We start from the raw sequence: 25,677 nt of genomic DNA on the forward strand, positions 1-25,677 counted from the left end.
CTGCGGCCTCCAGGCGGCATTGATTTGGAACAACCGGACTCAGCAATCGAGGGAGGAGCGACCGCTCCTCCCTCGATCAGTCCCGATGAGCCGACGGACTGTCGGCGATGCCTCGCGGTCGGCGATCGAACGACACTGCTCTATCGTGTCGCTGGAACGAAGTGATCGCGTTTGCTGACCGACGTCCCGGTCGCCGGATCCGTGATCTTGATCTCGATGTCCACCGGCGCGGAGGGAAGGTCGGCCCCCTTGGCCTCGATCGACATGCGGATCTCGCGAGTCTGATCCTGGCCCACATCGATCACCATGCGACCGTCCTGCTCGCGCGTCTCGCCGGCCACCGTCACCTTGGCGTTCGGAAGCCCCACGACGTCCAGCACGAAGTCGCGCGGCCCGCGCTTGTTGAGCAGGCGGACCGTGTAGTCGTTACGGACGCCGCCATCCGACAACTGCACGAACAGTGGGTTACGTTCATGCAGCACGTTGATGCCCATCGTGCCGCGCGTCGCCAGCGAGTACAGCATGATCCCGCCGACGATCGCGATGAAGCTCGCATAGATGATCGTGCGCGGCCGGATGATCCGGTAGATCTCGGGCTTGCCTTCCTTGCGGCGCTGGACGTTGATGTCGGTGTCGTAGCCGATCAGGCCGGTCGGACGGCCGATCTGGGTCATCACGCTGTCGCAGGCGTCGATGCACAGGCTGCACTGGATGCAGCCGAGCTGGATGCCGTGGCGGATGTCGACGCCGGTCGGGCAGACGTTTACGCATTGGTGGCAGTCGATGCAGTCCCCGGCGGGTGCGCCCTGCAGCCGAGCGGCTTCCGCCTTCTTGACCGACATGCGCGGTTCGCCGCGGTCGCCCTTGTAGGTGACGTTGAGCGCCCATTCGTCGGTCAGCGCCGCCTGGATGCGCGGCCACGGGCACATATAGATGCAGACCTGCTCGCGGGCGTGACCGGCGAACACATAGGTCGTCGCCGTCAGGATGCCGATCCAGAGATAGGCGGTGAACGGCGCCTGGAAGGTGGCAAGGTCCTTCACCAGGGTCGGCGCATCGTCGAAATACAGCACCCAGGCGCCGCCGGTCCACCAGCCGATCATGATCCAGAGGAAGTGCTTGAGTGCGGCCTGGCGGATATGGGTGAAGGTCCAGCCGCGCTTGTCGCTGAGCATGCGCTCACGGCGGTCGCCCTCGGCCCAGCGCTCGACGGCGTAGAACAGGTCGGTCCACACCGTCTGCGGACAGAGATAGCCGCACCACAGCCGGCCGGCGACCGCGTTCATCAGGAACAGGGCGACCGCCGCAATGATGAGCAGGCCGGTGAAGTAGTAGACCTCCTGCGGCCACAGCTCGATGAAGAAGAAGTAGAACCGGCGGTGCGGGAAATCGACCAGCACCGCCTGGTTCGGCATGCCGGGTCCGCGATCCCAGCGGACGAAGGGCAGCAGGTAGTAGATGCCGAGTGTGATGCACAGGATCGTCCACTTGATGCGCCGGAAGCGGCCGTGCACGGCCGCCGGATAGACCTTGTCGCGCGCCTTGTAGAGCGGCCCGACGATATAGGTGTCGTCCGAGTCAGCCATGATATCCCCGCTTCATCTTGCCGTCCTTCCGACCGATTCAGGAGAACGCGTTGCCGCTCTTGAGCCCCAGCTTCTTGAAGACGATCGCTGCCGGGCAGAAGCCCGTGAACGAGGCCTGGATCATGTTCACGCCAGCAAAGGCCGCCAGCAAGAACCAGTAGGGACTGACGTACCAACCCAGCGCCAGACTGAGCAGGACGACGATCCCTGCGAAGGTGAGAACCGCTTTGTCGACGTTCATGACATATTCCTTCATGGTTGCATTTGAGCGTAATCAAGCAAGTGATTGCCCGGCGGTACGGCTATTGCCGCAGGCCGGACAGTGCCCAGGCGACGATTCGTTGCGAGTCCATCGCACCCGAGATCCGCGCCAGCTCCCGCCCCTGCTGCAACAGCAGCATGGTCGGAATTCCGGAGATGCCGAACCGTGCCGACACCTCCGGCGCCTCGTCCGAGTTCAGCTTCAAGAGTTGAACACGCGGCTCCAGCTCCTGGGCCGCGCGCGCGAACATCGGCGCCATCGCACGGCATGGACCGCACCACGGCGCCCAGACGTCGACGAGCAGCGGCAAACTGCTATGCGCGACATGACGTTCGAACGCGGCCTGGTCGACCTCGATCGGATGGCCGCCGAACAGCGGCGTATGACACTTGCCGCATTTCCCCTGCGTCGGCGCCCGGTCCGCGGGCAGACGGTTGATCTGCCCGCAATGGCCGCACACGATCTGCAAACCGTTGCTCATGTCCCGGTCCTGACCTCCTTGATCTTGGCGATGTTGAGCCGGTCGAGCAGGAACTTCTCGTAGAACGGCTCGGGCGTCCCGCGCCTCATCTTGCGCAGGAAGTACTTCTCGAAGGCGACCTTGGCGTAATGCACCCACTCTCCCTTCGACGACCAATTGACGTTGCGCGGCGGGATCTGCGGCTGGGCCAGAAACGCGACGCCGGAATCACCGAAATCGGCAAGACAGATCGCGTTCCAGGTCGGCTCGGCTTTTGGCTCCTGGCCGCGCAGCAGCGCCCCGATGTTCAAGGCCGTCGCCGTCACCATCGATTCGATCATGAAGCCGGTCTTGGGCACGCCGACCGGCACCGGCGTCGGCCCGATCGGCGGGATCGCAACGCAGACGCCGATGGCAAACACGTTAGGGAAGGTCGGATTACGCTGATGCTTGTCGACGACGACGAAGCCGCGGGGATTGGTGAGCTTGTCGATGCCGCGGACGGCTCCCACGCCGCGAAAGGCGGGCAGCATCATCGAATAGGCAAACGGCAGCTCGTGCGTCTTGCGGACGGTGCCGTCGTCGGCGACCTCCTCCACGAACATGCGGCCATCCTCGACCTTGGTGACGCGCGCGCTGGTGATCCACTTGATGTGCTTTTCGCGCATCTCGCTTTCCAGCAGGCCCTTGGTGTCGCCGACGCCGTCGAGGCCGAGATGGCCGATATAGGGCTCGGAGGTCACGAAGGTCATCGGCACCTGGTCGCGCATCTTGCGCCGGCGCAGCTCGGTTTCCAGGATGAAGAGGAATTCGTAAGCGGGGCCGAAGCAGGAGGCGCCCTGTACCGCACCGACGATCACCGGCCCGGGTTTCTCGGCGAGCCTGTCAAAGGCCGCCTTGGCATGAGCGGCGTGGTCGACGTGGCACACGGATTGTGTATGCCCATCGGGTCCAAGCCCCGGGATTTCGTCGAAGGCGAGTTCGGGACCGGTGGCGACGACGAGATAATCGTATGCCACCATGCCGCCATCCGTCAGCTCGACCTGGTTCTCGGCCGGATGCACGCGCTTGGCGCCCTGCGTCAGCAGACGGATGCCCTTGCGCTGCATGACGTCAACCAGATCGATCTCGATCTCGTCGCGCTTGCGCCAGCCCACGGCCACCCATGGGTTGGATGGCACGAAATGATAGGAAGACCCCTGCGAGACAACGGTCACGCGATCCTCCCTCCTCAGTTGCGGCAACATTTCATAAGCCATCAGCGAGCCGCTCAGCCCCGCCCCGATCACCACGATTTCCGCCATTGGGATCCTCCATCCGCACTTGATTCATTCTTGCTTCATGTCACCGCGGCGCCGCCGCCGGCCTTGACTATATATTCGAATATCTGTATATACGCAACTATGAAAATTGATGCTGACATCATGGAAGCGGCGGCGGACCAGGCCAGCGACCTCCTGAAGGCGCTGTCGAACCGCCATCGCCTCCTGATCATCTGCCAGCTGGTCGACGACGAGCGGTCGGTTGGAGAACTGGCCGAGTTTCTCGGCCTGCGCGATTCGACCGTGTCGCAGCACCTGGCGCTCCTGCGCAAGGACGGCCTGGTCACCGCCAGGCGCGAGGGGCAGACGATCTACTATTCGATCACAAGCGATCCGGCCCGCGAGGTCCTCAAGACGCTCTATCAGGTGTACTGCGGGCCGAGACCGCGACCGAGACTATGAGGATGCCGGACCGGCATCTTGACCAATATCAAACGGGAACCCCCATCCAGGTGAGATGTCTGCAGCCGACCGCGGACGGCTCGCCCAATCTCACAATTCGAATCAAACCAGACAGGAATAGGCTGATGCGCAGATTATCGGTCCTGAGCTTGATCGCCGCGATGGCGTGGCAGGCAGCGCCGGCCCTTGCGGAGACGCTGACGGTGGCGCCGCGGCAGGTCGCCGACGAGAAGGCGGTGTTCGCGACGGTGGAGAGCATCAGCGTGGTCCCTGCCCGCGGCCGCATCGGCGGCACCATCGTGCAGCTTTCGGTGCGCGAAGGCGACCCGGTCAAGCGCGGCCAGCCCATCGCCTTGATCGGCGACGACAAACTGGCCCTGCAGATCAAATCGCTCGACGCCCAGATCGAAGCGCTGCAGGCCCAGGCCAATCAGGCGCAGATCGACTTCACCCGCACCGAGGGGCTCGTCGAGCGCGGCACCCTGCCCCGGGTCAAGCTCGACGAGACGCGCACCGCGCTGAACGTCGCCGAGAATTCGCTGCGGGCCAAGACCGCCGAGCGCGCGGTGGTCAATCAGCAGATGAGCGAAGGCCAGGTGCTGGCGCCCGATGACGGCCGCGTTTTGAAGAAGCTGGTTGCCGTCGGATCGGTGGTGCTGCCCGGCGATCCAGTGGTCACGGTGGCGCAGCAGAACTTCAAGCTGCGACTGCGCGTGCCCGAGCGCCACGCTCTCTTTCTCAAGGCCGGCGACAAGGTCCGGGTCGACGGCGCCGAGTTCGGCGACAGCTCCGACAAATGGGGCGTGATCGACCTCGTCTATCCGCAGATCGAGGAAGGCCGGGTCGTGGCGGACGCGATCGTCTCGGGTCTCGGCCAGTATTTCGTCGGCGACCGGCTGCGGGTCTGGATCTCCGGCGGCCAGCGCGACGCCTTCGTGATTCCGTCCCGCTACGTCACGACCCGGTTCGGCATCGACTATGTCCAGTTGCAGCAAGGGACGCAGAAGGTGAGCGTTCCGGTGCAGCGCGGACGCGCTCTGCCGAGCGCCGATCTCCCCGATGGACTTGAAATCCTGTCCGGCCTGCGCGCCGGCGACCAGTTGGTGCAGCCGTGAAACTCGGACTCTCAGGCAAGCTTACCCAGGCGACCATCGCCTCGCCGCTGACGCCGCTGTTTCTGCTCGCGGCGCTCGTGGTCGGCCTCATCGCCGTCGTCGTGATTCCGCGCGAGGAAGAGCCGCAGATCAGCGTGCCGATGGTCGACATCCGTGTCAACGCCGACGGCCTGCGTGCGCCCGACGGCGTCGAGCTCGTGACCAAGCCGCTGGAGACCATCGTCAAGGCGATCGACGGCGTCGAACACGTCTACAGCCAGACCGAGGACGACCGTGTCATGGTCACCGCGCGGTTCCTGGTGGGGACCAAGTTCGAGGACGCGATCCTGCGCGTCCACGAGAAGCTGCGCGCCAACCTCGACCGCATCCCCGTCGGCATTCCCGAGCCGCTGATCGTCGGCCGCGGCATCAACGACGTCGCCGTCACCGTGCTGACGCTGTCGCCGAAGCCGGAGGCCGCCGGGCGCTGGTCCGACAAGGACCTCTACGAGCTCGCCGACAAGCTGCGGGCGGAGCTGACCAAGGTCGACAATATCGGCCTGACCTATATCTCCGGCGGCGGCGCCCAGCAGATCCGGGTCGAGCCCGATCCGGAAAAGCTGTCGCTGTTCGGCGTGACCCTGCAGCAGCTCGTCGCCAAGGTGAAGGACGCGAACCGCTCGTTCCTGGCCGGAGACGTTCGCGACGGCGGCATCGTGCGCAATGTCGCCGCGGGCCAGACGCTCACGGGCATCCCGGATATCGGCCTGCTGCTGATCTCGACGCGCGATGGTCGTCCCGTCTATGTGCGCGACGTCGCCACCGTGGTCATCGGCCCCAATCTCGCCGAGCACCGCGTCTGGGACGACGCCCGCAACGACAAGGGCGACTGGCACCGGGTGCCGGCGGTAAGTCTTGCGCTCGCCAAGCGCGCCGGCGCCAATGCCGTGGTGGTGTCGCACGACATCGCGCAGCGCCTCGAAGGGCTGAAGGCCAGTCTCATTCCGAGCGACGTCGCCGTCACGGTGACGCGCGACTACGGCGAGACCGCCAATGAGAAGGCCAACGAGCTGCTGTTCCATCTTGGCCTCGCCACGATCTCGATCGTCGTGCTGATTGCGGTCGCCATCGGCTGGCGCGAGGCCCTCGTCACTTTCGTGGTGATTCCGACCACGATCCTGCTGACGATGTTCGCCGCCAATCTGATGGGCTACACGATCAACCGGGTCAGCCTGTTTGCGCTGATCTTCTCGATCGGCATCCTGGTCGACGACGCCATCGTCGTGGTCGAGAACATCGCCCGCCATTGGGGCATGCATGACGGCCGGCCGCGGCTGCAGGCCACCATCGAGGCCGTCGCCGAAGTCGGCAATCCGACCGTTGTCGCGACCCTGACCGTGGTCGCCGCCCTGCTGCCGATGCTGTTCGTGTCGGGACTGATGGGTCCCTACATGGCGCCGATCCCGGCCAACGCCTCGGCGGCGATGCTGTTCTCGTTCTTCGTCGCCATGGTGGTGGCGCCGTGGCTGATGCTGCGGCTGGCGCCGAGGTCGACCAGCGCCTCTGCGGACTCTCATGACGCGCATGGCGAAGGCCGTCTCGGACGCATCTATCGCAGCGTCGCGCGCCCGATCGTCGCCAGCAAGCGCTCCGCCTGGATCTTCCTGCTCGGCGTCGGCATCGCCACCCTGCTGTCGATGACCCTGTTCGCGACCAAGTCCGTCACCGTCAAGCTGCTGCCGTTCGACAACAAGTCGGAGATCGCGGTGATGGTCGATCTGCCCGAAGGCGCGAGCCTGGAGGATACCGAGCGCACGCTGTTCGCGGCCGCCGATATCGCGCATGGGCTGCCCGAGATAACGAATGTGCAGAGCTATGCCGGCACGGCAGCGCCGTTCAACTTCAACGGTCTCGTGAGGCACTACTATCTGCGGGAGCGGCCCGAACTCGGCGAGCTACAGGTCAATCTCGCCGCGCGCGGCGACCGCAAGCGCGCGAGCCACGACATCGCGCTCGAGTTGCGGCAGCGGCTGAAGAGCATCCCTGTGCCTGCCGGCACCAGCATCAAGGTGGTCGAAGTGCCGCCCGGGCCGCCGGTGCTCGCGACCCTGCTCGCCGAGATCTACGGTCCGGACGCGGCGACCCGGCGCGCCGTCACCACCGAACTCAAGAAGGTCTTCGCCGACGTTCCCTTCATCGTCGATATCGACGATTCCATCGGCCAGCGCCGGCCGCGGCTGCGGCTGTCGATCGACCAGGACAGTCTCGAGTTCTTCGGTGTCGAGCAGCGAGACGTCTACGACACGATCCAGACGCTGTTCGGCGGCGTCTCGGTCGGCTACTCGCATCGCGGCGAAGACCGCAATCCGATCGAGATCGCCGTGCGTCTGCCGAAGCACGACAAGAGCTGGAGTCAGGCCCTGGCATCGACGCCGGTGCCCGCCAACACGTTGCCCGGCAGCAAGACTGTCGTCGAACTCGGCCAGGTGGTGAAGGCCACCATGGAAGAGGGGTCGCCGATGATCTTCCGCCGCGACGGCCGCTTTGCCGACATGGTGATGGCAGAACTCGCCGGCCGCTTCGAGGCGCCGCTCTACGGAATGCTCGCGGTCGCCGACCGGATCGACGCCCATGACTGGGGCAAGCTGCCGAAGCCGGTGATCGGCTTCCACGGCCAGCCGGCGGACGAGTCCCGTCCGACGCTGCTGTGGGATGGCGAATGGGAGATCACCTACGTGACCTTCCGCGACATGGGCGCCGCATTCGGCGCGGCCATCCTCGGCATCTACGTTCTGGTCGTGGCGCAGTTCAAGAGCTTCCGGCTCCCGCTGGTGATCCTGACGCCGATCCCGCTGACACTGATCGGCATCCTGCTCGGCCACTGGTTGCTGGGCGCGCCGTTCACCGCGACGTCGATGATCGGCTTCATTGCGCTGGCCGGCATCATCGTCCGCAACTCGATCCTGCTGGTCGACTTCATCCGCCACAGCGGCGGCGAGGGCAAGACCCTGCGCGACGTCGTGTTGGAGGCCGGCGCCGTGCGCTTCAAGCCGATCCTGCTGACGGCGCTGGCGGCGATGATCGGTGCTGCGACGATCCTGCTCGATCCGATCTTCCAGGGTCTGGCGATCTCGCTGCTGTTCGGTCTGGCCTCCTCCACCCTGCTCACCGTGCTCGTGATCCCCGCGATCTACATCGCGCTGCGCGAGCCCGGCAAACCCACCACGAAGATGTCGTAGGAGCTATCATGACCAAACTGTACAGCGAGATCTGCAAGGACATCTCGGGTAACCTGAAGACGCTGCGCAAGGACATTCCGGACGTGATGCAGGGCTTCTCTGCATTGGCGAGGGCCGCCGCCGCTGATGGCGCGCTCGACAAGAAGACCAAAGAGCTGATCGCGCTGGCGATCGGGGTCGCCGTCCGGTGCGACGGCTGCATCGGCTTCCACGCGGAGGCGCTCGTCCGTCTCGGTGCAAGCCGGCAGGAGGTCGAGGAGACGCTCGGCATGGCGATCTACATGGGCGGCGGACCGTCGTTGATGTATGCCGCCGATGCGATTGCGGCGTTCGAGCAATTCCAGCAACAGGCAGCCGCCGCCTGAGCGCAGGTTCAGTCGCAGATATCGAGAATGGCCAGCATGTAGATGCGGATCATGTCGAGATAGTCGGGAATGTCGACGCGCTCGTCCGGCATCGTGTTGTAGCGGCCGCCCGGCCCGCAGACGATGCCCTCCATGCCGCCATACGTATAGAGATGGCCGGCATCGGTGCCGTAGAAGCAGCTCGGCGCCACCGGGCCGGTCGGCTGGGAGGCGCCACGCACGACGCGATAGGCATTGTTGACGGCACGGACGATCGGGCTGTCCGGCGCGACCTCGAACGGCGGCATGGTCGGCACGCCGGCGCGGTCCTCCGACATCAGATGGGCCTTCAGGCCGGGAAAACGCCCCTCCAGCGCATCGAGCTCGCGCCGCATGTCCGCGAGCGCGCCCTGCTCGGTCTGCCCTGGAGCGTAACGGCCGGAGCCCTTGATGCGGACGAAATCCGCGACCTGCGGCGTGCGCCATTCGTGCAACTCACGACCGAGCGCGCCGTGCACGACGCCGACATGGACGCGGTTGATGGCCTCATGTGCCGGCGAACGCGCGCCGGAGAACCGCATCGCGTTGAGACGCGGAATGAGATCGCAGGCGGCGGTGATCGCGTCCACCGCCTCCTCGCGCTTCGACAGATGCCGCGTGTTGCCGACGAGCTCGATGATGAACATGAAGGCCGCGGCATGCATCGTCATCGCCTTGAGGTCGGTCGGCTCCGAATTGATGAAATAGTCGGCGCGCAGCCCCTGCTCCAGCAGCGAATAGGTGCCGACTCCACCCTGCAGCTCGCCGACCACATAGGTCAGGATGACATCGCCCCGCAGCTTCACGCCGGCCTCGATCAGCGTCTTGACTGCGCAGAAATAGGCGGCATCGCCGGCCTTCATATTTGACACGCCGATGCCGTAGATGAAGTCGTCGTCGACCTTCCCCGCCCAGGGATCGACGGTCCAGCCCTCGGTCACCGGATTTGTATCGACATGGCCGTTGAAGAGCAGGCTCTTGCCGCCGCCGGTGCCGTGCCAGCGGCCGACCGCGTTGACCCGGCCCTCGGCCCCGAACGGAGCGAGGCCGGCATCCAGGCCGATCGCGCTCATCTGTTCGGCCATGAAGGCCGCGAGCTGCTTCTCGCCCTCGGTCTTCGAATAGCTCTTGTGCTGTACCATGCGCGACAGCAGCGCGAGCGAGGCGGGAATATCGATGCGGGCGAGCAGGTCGTTGCGGTCCATCGGGTCAATCCTTGCGGTCAGCCAACCGGCGCTGGCGAGGCCGCCATCAGCTCGCGAGTGTAAGGGTGAACGTCTTCGGCGCCGAAAGCATCAACGTCGCGGCTGTCGACGAGCTGGCCATGACGCATCACGACGATGCGGTGCGCGATCTGCCGGATCAGATTGAGGTCGTGGGTAATGAACAGATAGGCCGCGCCGGTCTCGGCGCGCAACGCCAGCAGCAGCTCGATGATCCGGGCCTGGACGGAGACGTCGAGCGGCGCCGTGATCTCGTCGCAGATCACGAGCCGCGGCCGTGCCGCAAACGCGCGCGCGATCGCGACGCGCTGCTTCTCGCCACCGGAGAGCTGGTGCGGCCAGCGCATCGCATAGGAGGCCGGCAGTCGCACCTGCTCCAGGAGCCGCGGCACGGCGGCGACGTCGCCGCCATAGAGTTTCAGGGGACGCGACAGGATCTCACCGATCCGATGGCGCGGATTGAGCGAGGAATCCGGGTGCTGGAACACGATCTGAACATCGCGACGATAGGCCCGGTCCATGTCGCCAGCCCCGCGCAGCGTCCGGCCGTCGAAGCTGATCGTGCCGTCGAAGCGGGCGAGCCCGGTGAGGGCGCGAGCGACTGACGACTTTCCCGAACCGGATTCACCGACGAGGCCGACGATTTCGCCGGCGCGGACGTGGACGTCGACGGCCTTGGTCGCCGGCGGCGGCGCCGCACGGAACAGCCCGCCTCGGCCGTAGTGAACCTCAATGCCGCGTGCGTCGAGCACCAGGGCCGCGCCCGGCTGATCGTTCACGAGCCGCCGTTCCGGACGCGGCACCGCGGCGATGAGCGCCTTGGTGTAGTCGTGCCGCGGCGTGCGGAAGATATCGGACGCGGGCGCCTGCTCGACGATGCGGCCGTGTTGGATGACTGCGACGCGATCGGCGACGCGGGTCATCATCGCGAGATCGTGCGAGATGTAGAGCGCAGCGACACCGGTCTCCGCCCGCAACCGCGCAAACAGCTCGATGATGCGGGCGCCGGTGATGACGTCGAGCGCCGTCGTGGGCTCATCGAACAGGATGACATCGGGCCGGCAGCCGAAGGCCGTCGCGATGATCACACGCTGCTTCTCTCCGCCCGAGATCTCGTGCGGATAGCGCCGCAGCAACGCCGCGGGATTGCGGAGCTCGACATGGCCGAGCAGATCGATCGCGAGATCCCTGGCGGCCCGCGCATTCAAATCGCGATGACGCATCAGCGCCTCGGTGATCTGACGGCCGATGGTCAAGGTCGGATTGAGCGCTGTCGACGGGTCTTGGAACACCATGCCGATGCGGCGGCCACGGACCGCGGTCAGTCGCTTCGGGCTGAGGGACCGCAGGTCGAGGTCGCCCAGACGCAGCGAACCCGAGACTTCCAGGGCATTGGCCGGCAGATGCCGCATCAACGCCCAGGCCAGCGAGCTCTTGCCGGAGCCGGATTCGCCGACGAGGCCGAGCACCTCGCCGGGCGCGATCTCGAGTGACACGTCGCGCAGCACCTCGACGGCGCCCGCCGAGGTGACATAGTCCAGCCCGTAATTGGTGATGGCGAGCGCCGGCTTCATCGATCGTCCCGCGGATTCAGCGCGTCGCGCAGGGCATCGCCGACGAGATTGAAGGCGATCGCCGACAGCGCGATCGCGGCCGAGGGCGCGATCAGGAGCCATGGCGCCCGGTGCATGTATTGGCGCGCATCGGCGACCATGAGCCCCCATTCCGACGCCGGCGGCTGCGCACCCAGGCCAAGGAAGCTGAGCGTCGCGAACAGCATCACCGCGAATGACACGCGGATGGTGGCCTCGATGATGATCGGGCCCATCACGTTCGGAAGCATCTCGCGGAAAATGATCTGCGAGGCCGCCTCGCCGCGCGCGATGGCAGCCTTGACGTAGTCCTGATTGCGTACCGCAAGCGCTACGGAGCGCGTGACCCGCGCCATGCCCGGCGCAAACGCAAAGGCAATCGCGATCACCGCGTTGATAGCCCCATTGCCCAGCGTGCTGACCAGCAGCAGCGCCATCAGAAGACCCGGAATGGCCATCACCGCATCGTTGGTGCGCATGATGAATTCGTCGGCCTTGCCGCCGAGATAGGCCGATGCGACGCCGATCACGGCGCCCATCGCACTGCCGGCGAGCGTCGCCGCCAGCGCCATCGGAACGGTGGCGCGCGCTCCGGACAACAGGCGGCTCAGCACGTCGCGGCCGAACTGGTCGGCCCCCAGCCAGTTCTGCCATCCCGGTGCGCGGAAGCGGCCGAGAAAATCCATCTTCTCCGCCCCATAGGGCGCGAGCCACGGGCCGAGAATGCAGACGACGGCGAGCCCAACGAGCAGCGTCACGCTGATCGCGCCCTGCGGCTTCCGGATCATGCGGCCGAGCAGTTCAGTCATAGCTGATCCGCCTGTCGAGCAGCGCGTAGACGACGTCCGCCAGCGTGTTGGTGATGGCATAGGTGACCGCCATGATCATCGCGCCGGCCTGGGTCGACGGCAGATCGCGTGTGGTGATGGCGATCATCAATGCGCGGCCGATGCCGGGAATGGCGAAGATCTCCTCGATGACGATGATGCCGCCCAAGAGATAGCCGACGTCGAGCGCGACGATGGTGATGACCGGCAGCAGCGCGTTGCGCATCACGTGCCGCACCAGCACCGTCCGCTCGGGCAGGCCCTTCAGCCGCGCCGCGCGGACGTAGTCGGACTGCAGCACGTCCAGCGTCTCCGACCGCATCATGCGCATCACATGCGCGACGAGAATGACCGACACCGTCAGGACCGGAAGGATCAGGTGGCGGAGCGCCAGCCCGGTATCCTCCAGCGGCGACACGTAGCCGGTCGCCGGCAGCCATGGCAGGATGTCGGTCAGCAGCAGCGCGAGCACGGTTGCGGTGACGAACTCCGGCAGGGAGACCCCGAGATAGGCGACCACGCTGGTGGCCGTATCCGCCGGCCGCCCCCTGCGGAGCGCCGCGAAGATTCCGAGCGGGACCGCGATCAGAAGGGTGACGACGAGTGCGCCGGCTGCCAGCAGCAGCGAGCGAGACAGCGCCGTCAGCATCTCCGGCGCGACCGGCAGGCCGGTGCGCATGGAGACGCCGAAATTGCCGATGGCCGCGTGCGCGACCCAATGCGCGAATTGCAGCCAGACCGGGTCGTCGAGCCCGAGCCGGCCGCGAACGGCGGCCAGCGCCTCCGGCGAGGCGTTCTCGCCAAGCAGCGTCTGCGCGGCATCAGCCGGCAGCGCCTGCGTGATGGCGAACACCAGCACGCTGACGATGATGACCGTGTAGGCCATCAGGAGCAGCCGCCGCAGCAGCCAGGCGAATGACACCGCTCGGATCCCGCCTCAGCTGCGCTTGGGCGCGCCTGCGCCGAGCGAGACGAGATCGAGCCGGAACACCGACCCGCGCGGATGCAGCTGGTATCCTTCCACATAGGCGCGCTGCGCCGCCAGGATGTCGAAGAAGACCGGAATCACCGACGGCACCTCCTCGCTCATCATCGTCTGGGCCCGCGCATAGAGCGCGGCGCGATTGGCATCGTCGGTCTCGCTGCGCGCCGCGTTGACGATCTCGTCGAAGCGCGCATTGTTCCAGCGCGTCTCATTCCAGGCCGCATCCGAAGTGTAGAGCAGCTTGAAGATCGCGTCGGCGGTCGACTGCATGTTGTAGAAGCCGACGTAGAAATTGCCCTTCTTCCAGACCTGGTCGAGATAAGTTGCGTGCGGCATCGTCTGAACGTTGATACGGAAGCCCGCGGGCGCCGCCATCTCACGGATCGCAACACCGAGCTGCGTGCGCGTGTCCGGCTTGTCGGACGCCACCATCGTCAGGTCGATCCCGGAGGGATAGCCGGCATCGGCGAGCAGTTGCTTGGCCTTGGCGATATCGGGCTTCTTCAGTTTGCTGTCCTGATAGAAGCGGTAGGCGGGGCTCAGCGGCGTATCGTTGCCGGGCGTGCCATAGCCGCCGGCCACGAAGCCGGCCATGGCCTCGCGATCGATGGTCAGCGCCAGCGCCTGGCGCACGCGAACGTCGTTGAAGGGCTTCTGGTCGCAGCCCATGTTGACGTTCAGAAACTGCCCCGAGGGAATCCGCACCGCCTTGACGCCACTGGCCTTGCCGAGCCGGTCATATTCGCCGGGCGTGGTCGACAACATGAGATCGATGTCGCCCGAAATCAGAGCCGACGCCTCAGCCGTACGGTCGGGATAGACGAGGATCTCGACGCGATCGAGTGAGGGTCGCGCGGGATCGTAATAGGCCGGGTTGCGCTCGACGACGATCTTACGGTCCGGCTCGTAGGACACGAGCTTGAACGGCCCCGAACCATTCGCCTTGGTGGCAAGGCTGGCGAGATCAGCGGCAACGACCTTCGCAGGCACGATGCGCGCATTGTTGTAGGCGAGCGCGACCGGAAAATCGGCGAAGGCAACCGACAGTGTGAACCGAACGGTCGACGGATCGACGGCGACGACGTCCTTGATCGGGCCGACATTGGTGCGCGCGGGTGACGCGGTCTTCGGATCGAGGATTGCCTTGAAGGTCGAAACGACATCCTCCGCCGTCAGCGGCGAGCCGTCGTGGAAGCTGAGATTGGGCCGCAGCTTGAACGTCCACTCGGTGAGCCCCGCGCCGGCCTGCCAGGACAAGGCGAGGTCCGGCTCGACCGACATGTCCGGCTTCAACCGGGTCAGGTTGGAATAGAGCAGCTCGGTGATGAGGTATTCCGGATTGACACGCGCGAGCAGCGGATGAATGACCGCCGCGCCCTGATCGACCGAGATCCGCAACACGCCCCCGCGCTTCGGCGCCTCGGCGGAGAGAGAGACTTGCGGCAGAGCACCAAGCACGAGCGCGGAGCCGGCAAGAAAATGGCGACGGGTCACGGACGGCATCAGGCGAAGTCCTTTTCAGGCGTGATGGCTTCGGGAGAGAGCTCGGGACGGAACTCGGCTGCAAGATAGGCGAGCACCGACTTTGCCAATGCGACGATGTCGGCGAGCGTCGTGGATTCGCCCGGCGCATGAATGCGGCTATCGGGCTTTCCCAGGCCCGTGAGCAGCACCTCCTGCACGCCCGTGGCCTGCTGCACCCAGCCGAAATCGGAGCAACCGGACGCCCCCCAGCGCGCGAAGTCTTCCGCCGCGTAGCCGAAGCCGGCCGACAGCGCGTGCTGCCAGCGCGGCCAATGCGGCCCGCCGGGATCGGATGTCGGCATCAGATGGCCGGTGAGGATGATCTCGACGTCGAGGACATCGGCGGCCCGCTGGATTGCCGCCTCGATCTCGCGGCGTACGGTGGCGAAGTCCTCCTCGGGCGCATAGCGGCGGCATACGAGAATCTCGACCAGCGAAGGGATCTGTCCGCCGCACTGGCCACCATGAATGGCTGAGATGTCCAGGCTCCCCGCGAGGGGTCCGGCTGCCTGCGGCGGTGGCGGCAATGCCGACGTCCGCTGCGCGATGACCGGTTTGAGGGCCGCGAGCGCATTGAGGATCGGCAGCGCCGCCTCGATCGCGTTGGCGCCGGCGCGGCGCTGCTCGCCGGCATGCGCCGGCTTGCCGTGAACCCGCACCGTGAGCGTGAACAGGCCGAAGCAGCCGGCCCAGATCCGCGGCATGGCGCTGCCGTTGAAGTTGAGGATGTGACCTTCGAGACGGCCCTGCTCGGCAAGGTAACGCACGCCGGGATAAAGCCCTGCCTCCTCGTCGGTGCACAGCAACAACATCGGATCATAGGCCAGCGGCAATCCGGTCTGCTGCGCGCCGCGGAGCGCGAGCAGCGCCGCCGCGATCGATCCCTTCATGTCGGCTGCGCCGAGTCCGATCAGACGATCACCGTCACGGCCCAGTTGCAGCGGATCGGTGGCCCAGCCTGGCGCAGGCGGCACCGTATCGACGTGGAAATAGAGCCCGAGCACCGGTTTGCCGGAGCGACGCCGTGCGACCAGATTGGTGCGCGATCCGTGCGAACCCGGTGCGCGCCACAGCTCCTCCGGAACGATCACGCGCTCGCAATTCAGCGCCAGCGGCGAAGCAAGCTGTTCCATCACGTCGGCAAAGGCATCGTAGCCGGCCCCCGGCGGAAAGCTGGTGTCGACCGCCACCATCGTCCGCAGGTCCTCGACCGCCGTCTCGGCCATGGCGTCGATCGCGGCAAAGGCGCCGGCCAGACTGCGCGCGCCCCGGTCCGCTGGAATGCCCTCAGAAATCATTTGCGGTCTGCTCAATCCTATATTCTATATAGAAATAGAATTCACGACGCGGCATTTGTCAATTCCATGAAAAAGGCAGCTGTGGCCAGCAAAGCGGCAGACGGGGTCGGCGCGGGTCCGGGTGCCCTTCCGGTGCCGCTCTACGAGCATGTCAAGCGCCAGATCGCCGAGGCGATCCTGATCGGCGACATGCCGCCCGGCACGGTGCTGCCCGGCGAGGTCGCGCTCGCCAATCAATATGGCGTCGCCGTCGGCACCATCCGCCGCGCGCTGGCCGATCTCACCGCGGGCGGCATGCTGATGCGCCGGCGCAAGACCGGCACGGTGGTGACGGGCCGCGCGTCGCAGCATGGGCTCAGCTTCTTCTTCCAGTACTTCCGCCTGCTCGGCGCAGACGGCAGCCTGCTGCACTCGGAGGCCGAGGTGCTGTCGGTGACGACACGCGCCGCCGAACGGGACGATGCGGCGCTGTTCGCGGTGGCCGATGGCGAGCCGCTGCTGCATCTTCATCGCATCCGCCGCGTCGCCGGCGCGCCGGTGCTGCATTCGCGGATCTCGATGGTTGGGAGCCGCGTAGCGGGATTCGCGCGCGAGCCGAAGAAGGTCCCTGCCCTGATCTACCGCCATCTGCTCGAGGCCTATGGCATCCGGATCGCCGCGGTGCGCGAGAAGGTGACAGCCGAGGTCGCCACCAAGGAGGACCGCAAGCTGCTCGGCCTGCCCTCTCCGAGCGCCGTGCTCGTGATCGACGAGGAAGCCTACGACCAGACCGGCGCGCTGGCGATCCTCAGCCAGCACCGCGCCACGACGGCGCAGCACTACTACTCGAACGAGATCCGCTGAACACGCATCGCGTCAGCAGCCCCAGCGCAGCGCCGCGGTGTGCACCGGCGCGTCCCACAGCGCCAGCGACGCATCATCGAGCGCAGTCACCGTGAGCGAGCAGCCGGCCATGTCGAGCGACGTGACGTAGGAGCCGACGAGCCCACGCGCGATGGCGAGCCCGCGCCCATCCAGGATGCGCCGCGCCGCATGGGCCATCACGTACAACTCCATCGCCGGCGTGGCCCCGAAGCCGTTGACCAGCAGCAGGCACGGCGTTCCCGGCTTCGCTGCGAGATCGGTTAGGATCGCGCCCATCATCTCCTCGGCGATGGCGTCCGCGGAGGCCAGCTTGACCCGGCGGCGGCCGGGCTCGCCATGGATGCCGACGCCCATCTCCATCTCGTCCTCGCCGAGCGTGAAGGTCGGCCTGCCGGCGGCCGGCACCGTGCAGGACGTCAGCGCCACGCCCATCGATCGGGTGCGCCTGTTGACGTCGTCACCGAGCGCCTTCAGCGCGTCGAGATCGCTGTCCCGCTCGGCCGCAGCCCCCAGCATCTTCTCCACGACCAGCGTACCGGCAACGCCGCGGCGGCCGGTCGAATAGGTCGAGGTCTCGACCGCGACGTCGTCGTCGGTGATCACGGTCGCGACCTTGCCCTCCATCATCTCCGCGGCCATCGCGAAATTCATCACGTCGCCTTCGTAGTTCTTGACGATGAACAGCGCGCCCGCGCCGGTGTCCACGGCCTGCGCGGCCGCGAGCATCTGGTCCGGTGTCGGCGAGGTGAAGACCTGGCCTGGACAGGCGGCATCGAGCATGCCCGGCCCGACGAAGCCGGCATGCAGCGGCTCGTGGCCGGAGCCGCCGCCGGAGATCAATGCAACCTTGCCCGGCTTGAGGCTCTTGCGGCGTACGAACTTGTTGTCCTCACCAAGCGTGACGATGTCGCCATGCACGGCGGCAAATCCCTGCAGGCTCTCGGTCAGCACGTCGTCGACGGCGTTGATCAGCTTCTTCATGGCTTCCCTCCCGGCTCGGATTCGTCCTGGTTTTCGTTGGCTGAGATCAGCGCGGTGATGCCGCGCGCGACGCCGGTGATGATGCGGTCGGCATGAGCGTTGAGCGCGGGGTCGCCAAAGTCCGGCAGCTCGACCACCAGACGCCGCATCGGCCGCTGCGCCTCGGCCTCGTCCAGCCGGCCCGGATGCGCGGCGCGGTAGGCGGTCAGAAACGCCTGCTGCTCATGCGGCGAGAAGTGACAGATGTGGAAGATGGTCTCGAGATGCTGCAGCGGGATCGGCGTCGCATAGGCCGGATTGACGATCTGCGAGATGAAGCTGCGGTTCTTGCCGATTGCCTCCGCCAGCCGCTGCCGCGTGCCGGAGGGACGGCTGTCGATGACCGCGCGCAGGATCGCCTTGTACTCGGCAAGCGGGCTTGCGGCCCCCGATGCATCCGGCTCGCTCATGCGCCCTCTACTGACTTGGCGAGATCGAGTTCGCGGATCGCGGCCTTCACCAGCGGCAGCAGGCCAGGCGACACCGACAGCGCGCGGATACCGACCTCGAGCAAGGCGGGAATCGCTCTGACATCACCGGCGGCGTCGCCGCAGATCGAGACGTCCACGCCCCGTGCGCGACCAGCGCGCGCGACATGGGCGATCATCGCCAGCACCCCGGGATGCAGCACGTCGGCATAGTCGGCGACCTCGGCGCCGTCGCGCGAGGCAGCGGTCGCATATTGGGTCAGGTCATTGGTGCCGATCGAGAAGAAGTCCGCAGCGAAGTCGTGCGCTGCCAGCGCAGCGGCCGGGACCTCGACCATCATTCCGAAGGCCGGCGCGGCGAACGCAACGTTGCCGCCGGCCAATTCGGCGAGCACGGCGCGGAGATGGCCACGGGCCACGTCCAGTTCCGCTGCATTGGTCACCATCGGCAACATCACCTTGAGCGGTCCGAGCGCAGCGGCGCGGGCCAGCGCGCGCAATTGGACGCGGAAGATCTCGGGATGACGCAAGGACAGGCGGAGGCCACGCAGGCCAAGAAACGGGTTGCTCTCGCCATCGATTGTGTAGCCCGGAATCGGCTTGTCGCCGCCGGCGTCGAGCGTGCGGATCGTAACCGGCCGGCCTTCGGCCCAGCGCACGAGCTCGGCATAGGCGTGATACTGCGCCTCTTCGTCGTGAAGCAGATTGCCGGTGAGAAACTCGGTGCGTGCCAGACCGACGCCGTCGCAGGCTGCGGCCGGAAGCAGCGTCATGTCGGCAGGGCCGGAGATGTTGAGGAGCACCGAGACGACGGTGCCGTCGCGCGTCAGCGCCGGTTCGTGCTGCCGCGCCCTTGCCTCCGCCCTGCGGCGCGAGACCGTCTCGTCCTCCGCCCGCGCGGCGGCGACAATGTGCGCGCTGGGATCGACGATGACGACACCGCGACCGCCATCGACCAGCAGATCCCCTGCCAGCGTCTCCCAATCGCGGCCGAGCCCGACCACCATCGGCACGCCGCGGCCGCGCGCCAGCATCGCGACGTGACTGGTCGGGCTGCCCTCGCCGAGCGCGATGCCGCCGCCGCTGGTCCAATCGATGGCGAGGAACGTCGATGGCGCCAGATCATGCGCGACGACGATCGCCCCTTTCGGTACTTCGCCGTTCTGCGGCAGGCCAAGCAAGTGCCGCAGCACGCGGTCCCGGATGTCGCCGAGGTCGCTGGCGCGAGCACGAAAATACTCGTCGTCAGCGGACTCGTAGCCCGCGATCTCCTCCGCCATCGCCGCGCGCCAGGCCGCATCCGCAGCGACACCGCCCTCGATCTGAACGTAAGCCGCCTCCGTCAGCGCATCGTCTTCGAGCAGCGCGAGCTGAAAGCCGATCAGCTCGGCCGCGTCTCCCTCGAGCCTGCCGATCAGCTCGGCCACGGCCTCGCGTGCACGCGCGACCGCTGTGGCGAGCGCTGCATGCTCCTCGGCGATCGCCCCTTTCCTCCGGCCAGCGCCCTCCAGCGCATGCAGGATCGCGGCGGGCCCGATAGCCAACCCGTCCGACGCCCCGCGCCCGAAGATGCGCCGCTCCATCGTCACTCCTCGTCGAACTTGCGGTCGACCAGATCGACCAACGCCGCGATGGCCGCCTCGGCATCGGCTCCGTTGGCGCGCAGGAACAGCGTCTCGCCCTTCGCCGCCTTGACGCGCATGATCTTCACGGGGCTCTTGGCATCCGTCCAGGGCCCGTCGGCCGCGATCGCGACTTCGACGGTCGACGCAAAGCGCTTCGCGAGCTGGGTCAGCTTGACCGAGGGCCGCGCATGCAGCCCGACCTCGTTGGTCAGCAGCGCATGCGCCTTCGCTTCCTGCATGCCGATCTCTCCACCGTCAGCCATCGTGGCTCCTGCTCATCCGCCCATCAGCTCTTCGGCCGTCGCGCGCACCGCATCGAGCGGCGAGCCGCCGGAGGCCTCCGTCGCCGCCATCACCGCGCCTTCGACCAGCGGCGCGTTGCAGATCACGATGCGCTCGCGCCGCTCCTCCGGCATCATCTCCACCGCCATCTCGCTGTTGGTCTCGGCGCCGCCAAGATCGACCAGGATCGCAACGCCCGACTCCGACCACGCCCTGTCGATCGCGCCCATGATGGCGCCGACATCGGTGCCGAGCCCGCCATCGGCATTGCCGCCGACCGCTGCGAGCGGCACGCTGTCGCCGACCATCTGCCGGACCATGTCGGCCGCGCCCTCCGCCACCTTGGCGGAATGCGACACGATGACGATGCCGACATTCTTCTGCTCATTCATGCTCGGGCCTCATTGAAGACGCTGCAGATCGCCTGCACCAGCAGGCTGGACGAGCGCGCGCCGGGGTCCATGTGCCCGATCGAACGCTCGCCGAGAAACGAGGCGCGGCCGCGGATCGCCAGCATCGGCACCGTCGCATCGGCAGCTTCAGCGGCGATCGCGGGCAGCCGGGAACCGAGATCGTCGCCACCGGCCGCAAAAGCCGCCTGCACGGGGATCAAGACGTCGAGCATGGTCTTCTGACCTGCTTCGGACTTGCCCCGTGCCTTGACGTCCGCGATGGCGCGACCGAGCGCCGCCGCCGCGTCGGCGGCAGAGGGCTCTGATGGCAGCGCCTTGCCAAGTCCCATCGCCAGCGTGCCGTAGAGCGGACCGGACGCGCCGCCGACCTTCATCACCAGCGCCATGCCGACCGCCTTCAGGGCCTCCGGAAGGGGCTTGGCGGAAATGTTGTCCGCATCGGCGAGCACGGCCTCGAAGCCACGCTTCATATTGAGGCCGTGATCGCCGTCGCCGATCGCCGAATCCAGCGCGGTCAGCTCCTCGGCATGGGCGATCATGGCATCCGCCATCGCCACGATCAGCTTACGCTTGAACGCCTGGTCCATTGTCTATCTCACCCGCTGGCCCGCCCGGTCGAACAGCAGCGGCCGGGTGAACTCGATAGCGACGGAGTCGCCGACTTTCAATTCCGTATCCGGCTCCACCAGGCTGACGATGGTCTGGTCCTGCAGCGTGATATGCAGATGATTCTGATCGCCGAGATGCTCGATCCATTTCACCCGCGCGTCTGCACGGGTCTCGGCGCGCCGGACCGTCATGTGCTCGGTGCGCGCGCCGATCGTCGCGACGTCGCCCGGCATTGCGAGATCCGGGAACAGCCGACGCGGCAGAAGATTGATGCCGGGGCTGCCGAGCCGGGTCGCCACATAGGTATTGTCCGGATCCTCATAGACCTCCCGCGGGCTGCCGACCTGCACCAGACGGCCCTGGTCGATCACGCCGATGCGGTTGGCGAGCGTCATCGCCTCGATCTGGTCGTGGGTGACGTAGAGCATGGTGGCGCCGAGATCCTGCTGGATGCGCTTGAGCTCGATACGCAGCTCCGAACGCAGCTTGGCGTCGAGCGAGGACAGCGGCTCGTCGAGCAATGCAATCGCAGGCCGGCGCACCAGGGCACGGCCGATCGCCACGCGCTGCATCTGGCCGCCCGAGAGCTGAGTGGCGCGATTGCCGAGCTTGTCCTCGATCCGCAGCATCCCCGCGACGTCACGGACGATGCGCTTGATCTCGGCCTCCGCAATCTTGCGCACCGGCGAGCGCAGTGGAAAAGCCAGATTGTCGTACACCGACAGATGCGGATAGAGCGAATATTGCTGGAACACGAAGGTGACGTCGCGCGCGGCCGGCGTCGCCTTGGTCTGGTCGACGCCACCGATGGCGATGCTGCCGCGATCCGGCTGCTCGAGGCCCGCTACCAGGCGCAGCGTCGTGGTCTTGCCGGCACCGGTCGGCCCGAGCAGCACCACGAGCTCGCCATCACGGATGGTCAGCGACAAATCCCGCACCGCCGGCTTTGGGCCGAACGACTTGCTGACGGCGTTGAGCCGCGTCTCAGCCATGATGTCGTCCTCCTCTCACCGGCTGTTCATACAGCGCCGTGCGGACCGCACGGCCCGTGGCGGCGTCGAACAGCGACAGCCGGTCGGCGCGGAAGCTGAGCCCGACCGGCTCCGCACGCGCCACGCGGAGCGCCGCGGGCGCGCGTGCCTTGACGGTGCCGTGCGCCGTCGTGACGGTGATGATCTGGGTGGTGCCGAGATATTCGGTGCCAAACACCTCGCCGCGCAGCCCGCCTTCGGCGCTGAGCGTCACCTGCTCCGGCCGCACGCCGAGAACCAGCTCGTCGCTCCCGGCATCCTCGCGCAGCTCGGGCACGCCGATCTCGGCACCGTCGATGCGCACGCAGTTCGTGCCGGCGCCAAGTCGGCCCGCGAAGCGGATGAAGTTCATCGCCGGCGAGCCGATGAAGTCCGCAACGAACATGGTGGCGGGACGGTCATAGATCTCCTGCGGCGTTCCGAGCTGCTCCACGACGCCGCGATTCATCACGGCGATCTTGTCGGCCATCGACATCGCCTCGAGCTGGTCGTGCGTGACGAACACGGTGGTGGCCTTGAGCCGGTCGTGCAAGGCGCGCAGCTCGCCGCACATGATGTGCCGGAACTCCGCATCGAGCGCGCCGAGCGGCTCGTCCATCAGGAACGCCTTGGGCTCGCGGACGATGGCGCGGCCGAGCGCGACGCGCTGGCGATCGCCGCTCGACAACCCGCTGACCGGACGGTCGATCAGATGGTCGATGCGCAGGATGCGCGCGGCTTCCTCGACCCGCCGCCGGATCTCCGCCTTGGGCACGCCCATCGAGACCAAGGGAAAGGCGATGTTGCTGCGCACGTTCATATGCGGGTAGAGCGCGAACAGCTGGAACACCATGGCGATGTCGCGTTCACGCGCACGGCGGAAGGTGACGTCCTCGCCGCCAAGCCTGATCGTGCCCGAGGTCGGCAGCTCCAGGCCTGCGATCATGCGCAAGGTGGTGGTCTTGCCGCAGCCGGACGGACCGAGCAGGCAGAAGAACTCACCATCAGCGATGGCGAAGCTGGTGCCGCGCACGGCGGCAAAGCCGCCGAACTCCTTGAACAGATTCTCGATCCGGATCTCGGCCATGGCGTCAGTCCGGAAACTTGGAGACGATGGTGAACATCACGACACCGGCGAGCGTGGTGATGAAGGAATAGGTGTAGAGCACCAACGCGAACGGCTGCAGCAGCATCAACACGCCGGCGGCAATCAGGATCGTTGCCAACGTCTCCATCGGGCCGCGCCGCAGCGCCCGCGGCCAGCGCGTAGCCGCGACATCGGCAGGCCTATTTCGTATCGACCGGCTCATTTGCGCACCGCTCCGAAGGTGATGCCGCGCAACAGGTGCTTCCTCAGCAGCACCGTGAACACGACGATCGGGATCAGGAACAGCGTGGTGCCCGCCGCGACCGCCGGCCAGTCCTGGCCGCCCTCGCCGATGATGATCGGAATGAAGGGCGGCGCGGTCTGCGCCGTGCCCGAGGTCAGAAGCACCGCGAAGGCATATTCGTTCCAGGCGAAGATCAGGCAGAAGATCGCGGTGGCGACGATGCCGGTGGTGGCCTGCGGCAGCACGACCTTGAAGAAGGCCTGCAGGCGGGTGTAGCCGTCGACCATCGCCGCCTCCTCGTATTCGCGCGGGATCTCGTCCATGAATCCCTTGAGCAGCCAGACCGCGAGCGAGATGTTGACGGACGTATAGAGCAGGATCATGCCGAGCCGCGTGTCGGACAGGCCGAGCTCGCGATACATCAGGTAGATCGGGATCGCGACCGCGATCGGCGGCATCATCCGGGTCGACAGGATGAAGAACAGGAGATCATCCTTCAGCGGCACCTTGAAGCGCGAGAACGCATAGGCCGCGAGCGTGCCGAGCACGACCGACAGCGCGGTCGAGCCGAATGCGATCACCAGCGAGTTCACGTAGCGCGGGATGTAGTTCGATGGACCCGCGACCACCATGTTGCGGCCGCGCGAGATGCGGTCGCACAGATTGGCGGCCGGCGGCAGCTTGGCCATGTAGTCCGGGGTCTGCCGCGTCCGGGTCGTGAACAGGTTGCAATAGCCCTCCAGGCTCGGCTCGGCGACGAGCTTCGGCGGATAGGCGATCGCATCGGACGGCGACTTGAATCCGGTCATGAAGATCCACAGCAGCGGCACCAGGGTGATCAGCGCATAGGCGATCACCACGGTCGCCGCGATCCGCTTGGTCAGCGGCGAGGGATCGACAACGGAATGGGCGGTTGCGAGACCGGTCATCGGCTTTTCACCCGGTTGAGCGCCTTGACGTAGATGTTGGCGAGGCCGAACACGGTGACGAACAGGATGATCGCGAAGGCCGAGGAATAGCCGGTGCGCCACTTCTCGAAGGCCTCCCGCTTGAGCGTGATCGAGGCGACCTCGGTGGTCGAGCCGGGTCCGCCGCCGGTCAGGAGGTTGACCATGTCGAACATCTTGAAGTTCTCGATGCCGCGGAACAGCACCGCCAGCATGATGAAGGGCAGCGCCATCGGCAGGGTGATCGACCAGAACTGCCGCCACGGCGAGGCGCGGTCGACCTCGGCTGCTTCGTAGATGTAGTCGGGAATCGAGCGCAGACCGGCAAGGCAGATCAGCATCACGTAGGGCGTCCACATCCAGGTGTCGACGATGACGATGGCCCACGGCGCGAGCGGCACTTGCGCCAGCATCTGGAAAGACGATGCCGGCGCGCCGGTCGCGGCAGCGATGACGTAGTTGAAGAGCCCGATCTGCGGCTGGTACAGGAACGTCCAGAAATTGCCGACCACGGCCGGCGACAGCATCATCGGCAGCAGAATCAAGGTGGTCCACAGGCCGTGGCCACGGAACTTCTTGTCGATCAGCCAAGCCAGCGTGAAACCGAGCACGGTCTGGATCAGGATGGTCCAGAACACGAAGCGCGCGGTCACCGTCATCGCGGCCCAGACGTCCGGATCGGTCAGGATCGACTGGTAGTTGGCGAGCCCGACATCGAGCACCGTCGCATTGGGCCGGTTGGCGCGATAGTTGGTGAACGACAGCCGGACGGTCCAGATCAGCGGGAAGATGTTGATCGCGAGCAGCAGCAGCATGGTCGGCGTGATGAACAGCCAGGCGATGGCCCGCTCGGAGAGGCCACGCACGCGCCCCGCCACGACGGGCGGCGTCACCAGGGCGGCGCGGTCGACGAGGCTGCTCAGTCCGGTCTGGTCGGTCATGCGAGGGGCT

26 protein-coding genes are annotated in these 25,677 nt (G+C 66.5%); 5 read left to right on the forward strand and 21 right to left on the reverse strand.

From position 1 onward, the window contains the following. Positions 1 to 140: 140 nt before the first annotated feature. From ccoG to QX128_RS03625, 4 genes are all read right to left on the reverse strand, one after another. Positions 141 to 1,586, reverse strand: coding sequence for a cytochrome c oxidase accessory protein CcoG (gene ccoG, locus QX128_RS03610; protein ID WP_316215595.1), 1,446 nt, complete (start codon positions 1,584 to 1,586; stop codon positions 141 to 143). A gap of 37 nt (positions 1,587 to 1,623) precedes the next feature. After that, positions 1,624 to 1,827, reverse strand: a complete 204-nt coding sequence (locus QX128_RS03615) for a DUF2892 domain-containing protein (RefSeq protein ID WP_315739305.1) — start codon at positions 1,825 to 1,827, stop codon at positions 1,624 to 1,626. Between the two features lie 61 nt (positions 1,828 to 1,888). Further along, positions 1,889 to 2,329: a thioredoxin TrxC gene (gene trxC / locus QX128_RS03620; protein ID WP_316236679.1), complete on the reverse strand. Its 441-nt coding sequence runs from the start codon at positions 2,327 to 2,329 to the stop codon at positions 1,889 to 1,891. Next, positions 2,326 to 3,612 carry an FAD/NAD(P)-binding oxidoreductase gene (locus QX128_RS03625; RefSeq protein ID WP_315800380.1) on the reverse strand — a complete coding sequence of 429 codons (1,287 nt, stop codon included), beginning with the start codon at positions 3,610 to 3,612 and terminating at the stop codon, positions 2,326 to 2,328. Before QX128_RS03625 ends, trxC begins: the two co-directional genes overlap by 4 nt. 120 nt (positions 3,613 to 3,732) lie before the next feature. Between QX128_RS03625 and QX128_RS03630 the strand changes: the two genes are divergently transcribed. The 4 genes from QX128_RS03630 to QX128_RS03645 all read left to right on the forward strand — a co-directional run bounded on the left by QX128_RS03630 (position 3,733) and on the right by QX128_RS03645 (position 8,730). Beyond that, a complete protein-coding gene (locus tag QX128_RS03630) occupies positions 3,733 to 4,032 on the forward strand; it encodes a metalloregulator ArsR/SmtB family transcription factor (protein WP_315800450.1) in 300 nt (99 codons plus the stop codon). 125 nt (positions 4,033 to 4,157) lie between these two features. After that, a complete protein-coding gene (locus QX128_RS03635) occupies positions 4,158 to 5,147 on the forward strand; it encodes an efflux RND transporter periplasmic adaptor subunit (protein ID WP_316183486.1) in 990 nt (329 codons plus the stop codon). Then, positions 5,144 to 8,365 carry an efflux RND transporter permease subunit gene (locus QX128_RS03640; protein ID WP_315800382.1) on the forward strand — a complete coding sequence of 1,074 codons (3,222 nt, stop codon included), beginning with the start codon at positions 5,144 to 5,146 and terminating at the stop codon, positions 8,363 to 8,365. The genes QX128_RS03635 and QX128_RS03640 overlap by 4 nt, the downstream gene beginning before the upstream one ends. Before the next feature lie 8 nt (positions 8,366 to 8,373). Beyond that, the gene (locus QX128_RS03645; protein WP_315712545.1) at positions 8,374 to 8,730 is read left to right on the forward strand and encodes a carboxymuconolactone decarboxylase family protein; all 357 of its coding nucleotides are present in this window, start codon (positions 8,374 to 8,376) and stop codon (positions 8,728 to 8,730) included. Positions 8,731 to 8,738: 8 nt separating this feature from the next. Here the strand turns inward: QX128_RS03645 and QX128_RS03650 are convergent, their stop codons facing one another. The 6 genes from QX128_RS03650 to QX128_RS03675 are packed head-to-tail and all read right to left on the reverse strand — an operon-like array spanning position 8,739 to position 16,197. Next, entirely contained in the window at positions 8,739 to 9,953 is a 1,215-nt protein-coding gene (locus tag QX128_RS03650) for a M20 family metallopeptidase (RefSeq protein ID WP_316183484.1), read from the reverse strand. Positions 9,954 to 9,970: 17 nt separating this feature from the next. Next, entirely contained in the window at positions 9,971 to 11,545 is a 1,575-nt protein-coding gene (nikE, locus tag QX128_RS03655) for an ABC transporter ATP-binding protein (RefSeq protein ID WP_316236680.1), read from the reverse strand. Next, positions 11,542 to 12,372 carry an ABC transporter permease gene (locus QX128_RS03660; protein WP_316236681.1) on the reverse strand — a complete coding sequence of 277 codons (831 nt, stop codon included), beginning with the start codon at positions 12,370 to 12,372 and terminating at the stop codon, positions 11,542 to 11,544. Before QX128_RS03660 ends, nikE begins: the two co-directional genes overlap by 4 nt. Further along, on the reverse strand, positions 12,365 to 13,312 hold the full coding sequence (locus tag QX128_RS03665; RefSeq protein ID WP_316236682.1) for an ABC transporter permease: 948 nt from the start codon (positions 13,310 to 13,312) through the stop codon (positions 12,365 to 12,367). Before QX128_RS03665 ends, QX128_RS03660 begins: the two co-directional genes overlap by 8 nt. Before the next feature lie 15 nt (positions 13,313 to 13,327). After that, a complete protein-coding gene (locus tag QX128_RS03670) occupies positions 13,328 to 14,878 on the reverse strand; it encodes an ABC transporter substrate-binding protein (protein ID WP_315800388.1) in 1,551 nt (516 codons plus the stop codon). Continuing rightward, positions 14,878 to 16,197 carry a M20 family metallopeptidase gene (locus tag QX128_RS03675; RefSeq protein ID WP_316236683.1) on the reverse strand — a complete coding sequence of 440 codons (1,320 nt, stop codon included), beginning with the start codon at positions 16,195 to 16,197 and terminating at the stop codon, positions 14,878 to 14,880. Before QX128_RS03675 ends, QX128_RS03670 begins: the two co-directional genes overlap by 1 nt. Before the next feature lie 66 nt (positions 16,198 to 16,263). Between QX128_RS03675 and QX128_RS03680 the strand changes: the two genes are divergently transcribed. Further along, positions 16,264 to 17,040, forward strand: a complete 777-nt coding sequence (locus QX128_RS03680; protein ID WP_316236684.1) for a GntR family transcriptional regulator — start codon at positions 16,264 to 16,266, stop codon at positions 17,038 to 17,040. A gap of 12 nt (positions 17,041 to 17,052) precedes the next feature. Here the strand turns inward: QX128_RS03680 and dhaK are convergent, their stop codons facing one another. Genes dhaK through QX128_RS03735 form a run of 11 tightly spaced genes read right to left on the reverse strand, consistent with a single transcriptional unit; the run spans position 17,053 to position 25,667 of the window. Then, positions 17,053 to 18,042: a dihydroxyacetone kinase subunit DhaK gene (gene dhaK, locus QX128_RS03685; protein ID WP_316236685.1), complete on the reverse strand. Its 990-nt coding sequence runs from the start codon at positions 18,040 to 18,042 to the stop codon at positions 17,053 to 17,055. Further along, positions 18,039 to 18,491 (reverse strand): hypothetical protein, encoded by a 453-nt coding sequence (locus QX128_RS03690; protein ID WP_315800392.1) that lies wholly within the window; start codon positions 18,489 to 18,491, stop codon positions 18,039 to 18,041. The genes dhaK and QX128_RS03690 overlap by 4 nt, the downstream gene beginning before the upstream one ends. After that, complete coding sequence (ptsP, locus tag QX128_RS03695; RefSeq protein ID WP_316236686.1) at positions 18,488 to 20,092, reverse strand: phosphoenolpyruvate--protein phosphotransferase; 1,605 nt, start codon at positions 20,090 to 20,092, stop codon at positions 18,488 to 18,490. Before ptsP ends, QX128_RS03690 begins: the two co-directional genes overlap by 4 nt. A gap of 2 nt (positions 20,093 to 20,094) precedes the next feature. Continuing rightward, on the reverse strand, positions 20,095 to 20,397 hold the full coding sequence (locus tag QX128_RS03700) for an HPr family phosphocarrier protein (RefSeq protein WP_316236687.1): 303 nt from the start codon (positions 20,395 to 20,397) through the stop codon (positions 20,095 to 20,097). A gap of 12 nt (positions 20,398 to 20,409) precedes the next feature. Beyond that, positions 20,410 to 20,808: a dihydroxyacetone kinase phosphoryl donor subunit DhaM gene (gene dhaM, locus QX128_RS03705; protein ID WP_316183475.1), complete on the reverse strand. Its 399-nt coding sequence runs from the start codon at positions 20,806 to 20,808 to the stop codon at positions 20,410 to 20,412. After that, on the reverse strand, positions 20,805 to 21,416 hold the full coding sequence (gene dhaL, locus QX128_RS03710) for a dihydroxyacetone kinase subunit DhaL (protein ID WP_316183474.1): 612 nt from the start codon (positions 21,414 to 21,416) through the stop codon (positions 20,805 to 20,807). The genes dhaM and dhaL overlap by 4 nt, the downstream gene beginning before the upstream one ends. A 3-nt stretch (positions 21,417 to 21,419) precedes the next feature. Continuing rightward, the gene (locus QX128_RS03715; protein ID WP_316236688.1) at positions 21,420 to 22,430 is read right to left on the reverse strand and encodes an ABC transporter ATP-binding protein; all 1,011 of its coding nucleotides are present in this window, start codon (positions 22,428 to 22,430) and stop codon (positions 21,420 to 21,422) included. Next, positions 22,423 to 23,535: an ABC transporter ATP-binding protein gene (locus tag QX128_RS03720; protein WP_316236689.1), complete on the reverse strand. Its 1,113-nt coding sequence runs from the start codon at positions 23,533 to 23,535 to the stop codon at positions 22,423 to 22,425. Before QX128_RS03720 ends, QX128_RS03715 begins: the two co-directional genes overlap by 8 nt. A gap of 4 nt (positions 23,536 to 23,539) precedes the next feature. Further along, positions 23,540 to 23,758: a hypothetical protein gene (locus tag QX128_RS03725; RefSeq protein WP_316215583.1), complete on the reverse strand. Its 219-nt coding sequence runs from the start codon at positions 23,756 to 23,758 to the stop codon at positions 23,540 to 23,542. After that, on the reverse strand, positions 23,755 to 24,708 hold the full coding sequence (locus tag QX128_RS03730) for a carbohydrate ABC transporter permease (RefSeq protein ID WP_316236690.1): 954 nt from the start codon (positions 24,706 to 24,708) through the stop codon (positions 23,755 to 23,757). Before QX128_RS03730 ends, QX128_RS03725 begins: the two co-directional genes overlap by 4 nt. After that, the gene (locus tag QX128_RS03735) at positions 24,705 to 25,667 is read right to left on the reverse strand and encodes a sugar ABC transporter permease (protein WP_316236691.1); all 963 of its coding nucleotides are present in this window, start codon (positions 25,665 to 25,667) and stop codon (positions 24,705 to 24,707) included. The genes QX128_RS03730 and QX128_RS03735 overlap by 4 nt, the downstream gene beginning before the upstream one ends. Between the last annotated feature and the right edge of the window lie 10 nt (positions 25,668 to 25,677).

The sequence above is a fragment of the Bradyrhizobium sp. SZCCHNR1015 genome, from assembly GCF_032489875.1.
Classification (GTDB): Bacteria; Pseudomonadota; Alphaproteobacteria; order Rhizobiales; family Xanthobacteraceae; genus Bradyrhizobium.

Bases quoted from the DNA above. Each gene is read 5' to 3' on its own strand.
- QX128_RS03735 (WP_316236691.1), bottom strand. From the start codon at position 25,667: ATGACCGACCAGACCGGACTGAGCAGCCTCGTCGACCGCGCCGCCCTG.
- QX128_RS03650 (WP_316183484.1), bottom strand. From the start codon at position 9,953: ATGGACCGCAACGACCTGCTCGCCCGCATCGATATTCCCGCCTCGCTC.
- dhaK (WP_316236685.1), bottom strand. From the start codon at position 18,042: ATGAAGAAGCTGATCAACGCCGTCGACGACGTGCTGACCGAGAGCCTG.
- dhaL (WP_316183474.1), bottom strand. From the start codon at position 21,416: ATGGACCAGGCGTTCAAGCGTAAGCTGATCGTGGCGATGGCGGATGCC.
- nikE (WP_316236680.1), bottom strand. From the start codon at position 11,545: ATGAAGCCGGCGCTCGCCATCACCAATTACGGGCTGGACTATGTCACC.
- ptsP (WP_316236686.1), bottom strand. From the start codon at position 20,092: ATGGAGCGGCGCATCTTCGGGCGCGGGGCGTCGGACGGGTTGGCTATC.
- QX128_RS03700 (WP_316236687.1), bottom strand. From the start codon at position 20,397: ATGGCTGACGGTGGAGAGATCGGCATGCAGGAAGCGAAGGCGCATGCG.
- ccoG (WP_316215595.1), bottom strand. From the start codon at position 1,586: ATGGCTGACTCGGACGACACCTATATCGTCGGGCCGCTCTACAAGGCG.
- trxC (WP_316236679.1), bottom strand. From the start codon at position 2,329: ATGAGCAACGGTTTGCAGATCGTGTGCGGCCATTGCGGGCAGATCAAC.
- QX128_RS03625 (WP_315800380.1), bottom strand. From the start codon at position 3,612: ATGGCGGAAATCGTGGTGATCGGGGCGGGGCTGAGCGGCTCGCTGATG.
- QX128_RS03630 (WP_315800450.1), top strand. From the start codon at position 3,733: ATGGAAGCGGCGGCGGACCAGGCCAGCGACCTCCTGAAGGCGCTGTCG.
- QX128_RS03670 (WP_315800388.1), bottom strand. From the start codon at position 14,878: ATGCCGTCCGTGACCCGTCGCCATTTTCTTGCCGGCTCCGCGCTCGTG.
- QX128_RS03680 (WP_316236684.1), top strand. From the start codon at position 16,264: ATGAAAAAGGCAGCTGTGGCCAGCAAAGCGGCAGACGGGGTCGGCGCG.
- QX128_RS03725 (WP_316215583.1), bottom strand. From the start codon at position 23,758: ATGAGCCGGTCGATACGAAATAGGCCTGCCGATGTCGCGGCTACGCGC.
- QX128_RS03720 (WP_316236689.1), bottom strand. From the start codon at position 23,535: ATGGCCGAGATCCGGATCGAGAATCTGTTCAAGGAGTTCGGCGGCTTT.
- QX128_RS03730 (WP_316236690.1), bottom strand. From the start codon at position 24,708: ATGACCGGTCTCGCAACCGCCCATTCCGTTGTCGATCCCTCGCCGCTG.
- QX128_RS03615 (WP_315739305.1), bottom strand. From the start codon at position 1,827: ATGAACGTCGACAAAGCGGTTCTCACCTTCGCAGGGATCGTCGTCCTG.
- QX128_RS03660 (WP_316236681.1), bottom strand. From the start codon at position 12,372: ATGACTGAACTGCTCGGCCGCATGATCCGGAAGCCGCAGGGCGCGATC.
- QX128_RS03675 (WP_316236683.1), bottom strand. From the start codon at position 16,197: ATGATTTCTGAGGGCATTCCAGCGGACCGGGGCGCGCGCAGTCTGGCC.
- dhaM (WP_316183475.1), bottom strand. From the start codon at position 20,808: ATGAATGAGCAGAAGAATGTCGGCATCGTCATCGTGTCGCATTCCGCC.
- QX128_RS03645 (WP_315712545.1), top strand. From the start codon at position 8,374: ATGACCAAACTGTACAGCGAGATCTGCAAGGACATCTCGGGTAACCTG.
- QX128_RS03635 (WP_316183486.1), top strand. From the start codon at position 4,158: ATGCGCAGATTATCGGTCCTGAGCTTGATCGCCGCGATGGCGTGGCAG.
- QX128_RS03690 (WP_315800392.1), bottom strand. From the start codon at position 18,491: ATGAGCGAGCCGGATGCATCGGGGGCCGCAAGCCCGCTTGCCGAGTAC.
- QX128_RS03715 (WP_316236688.1), bottom strand. From the start codon at position 22,430: ATGGCTGAGACGCGGCTCAACGCCGTCAGCAAGTCGTTCGGCCCAAAG.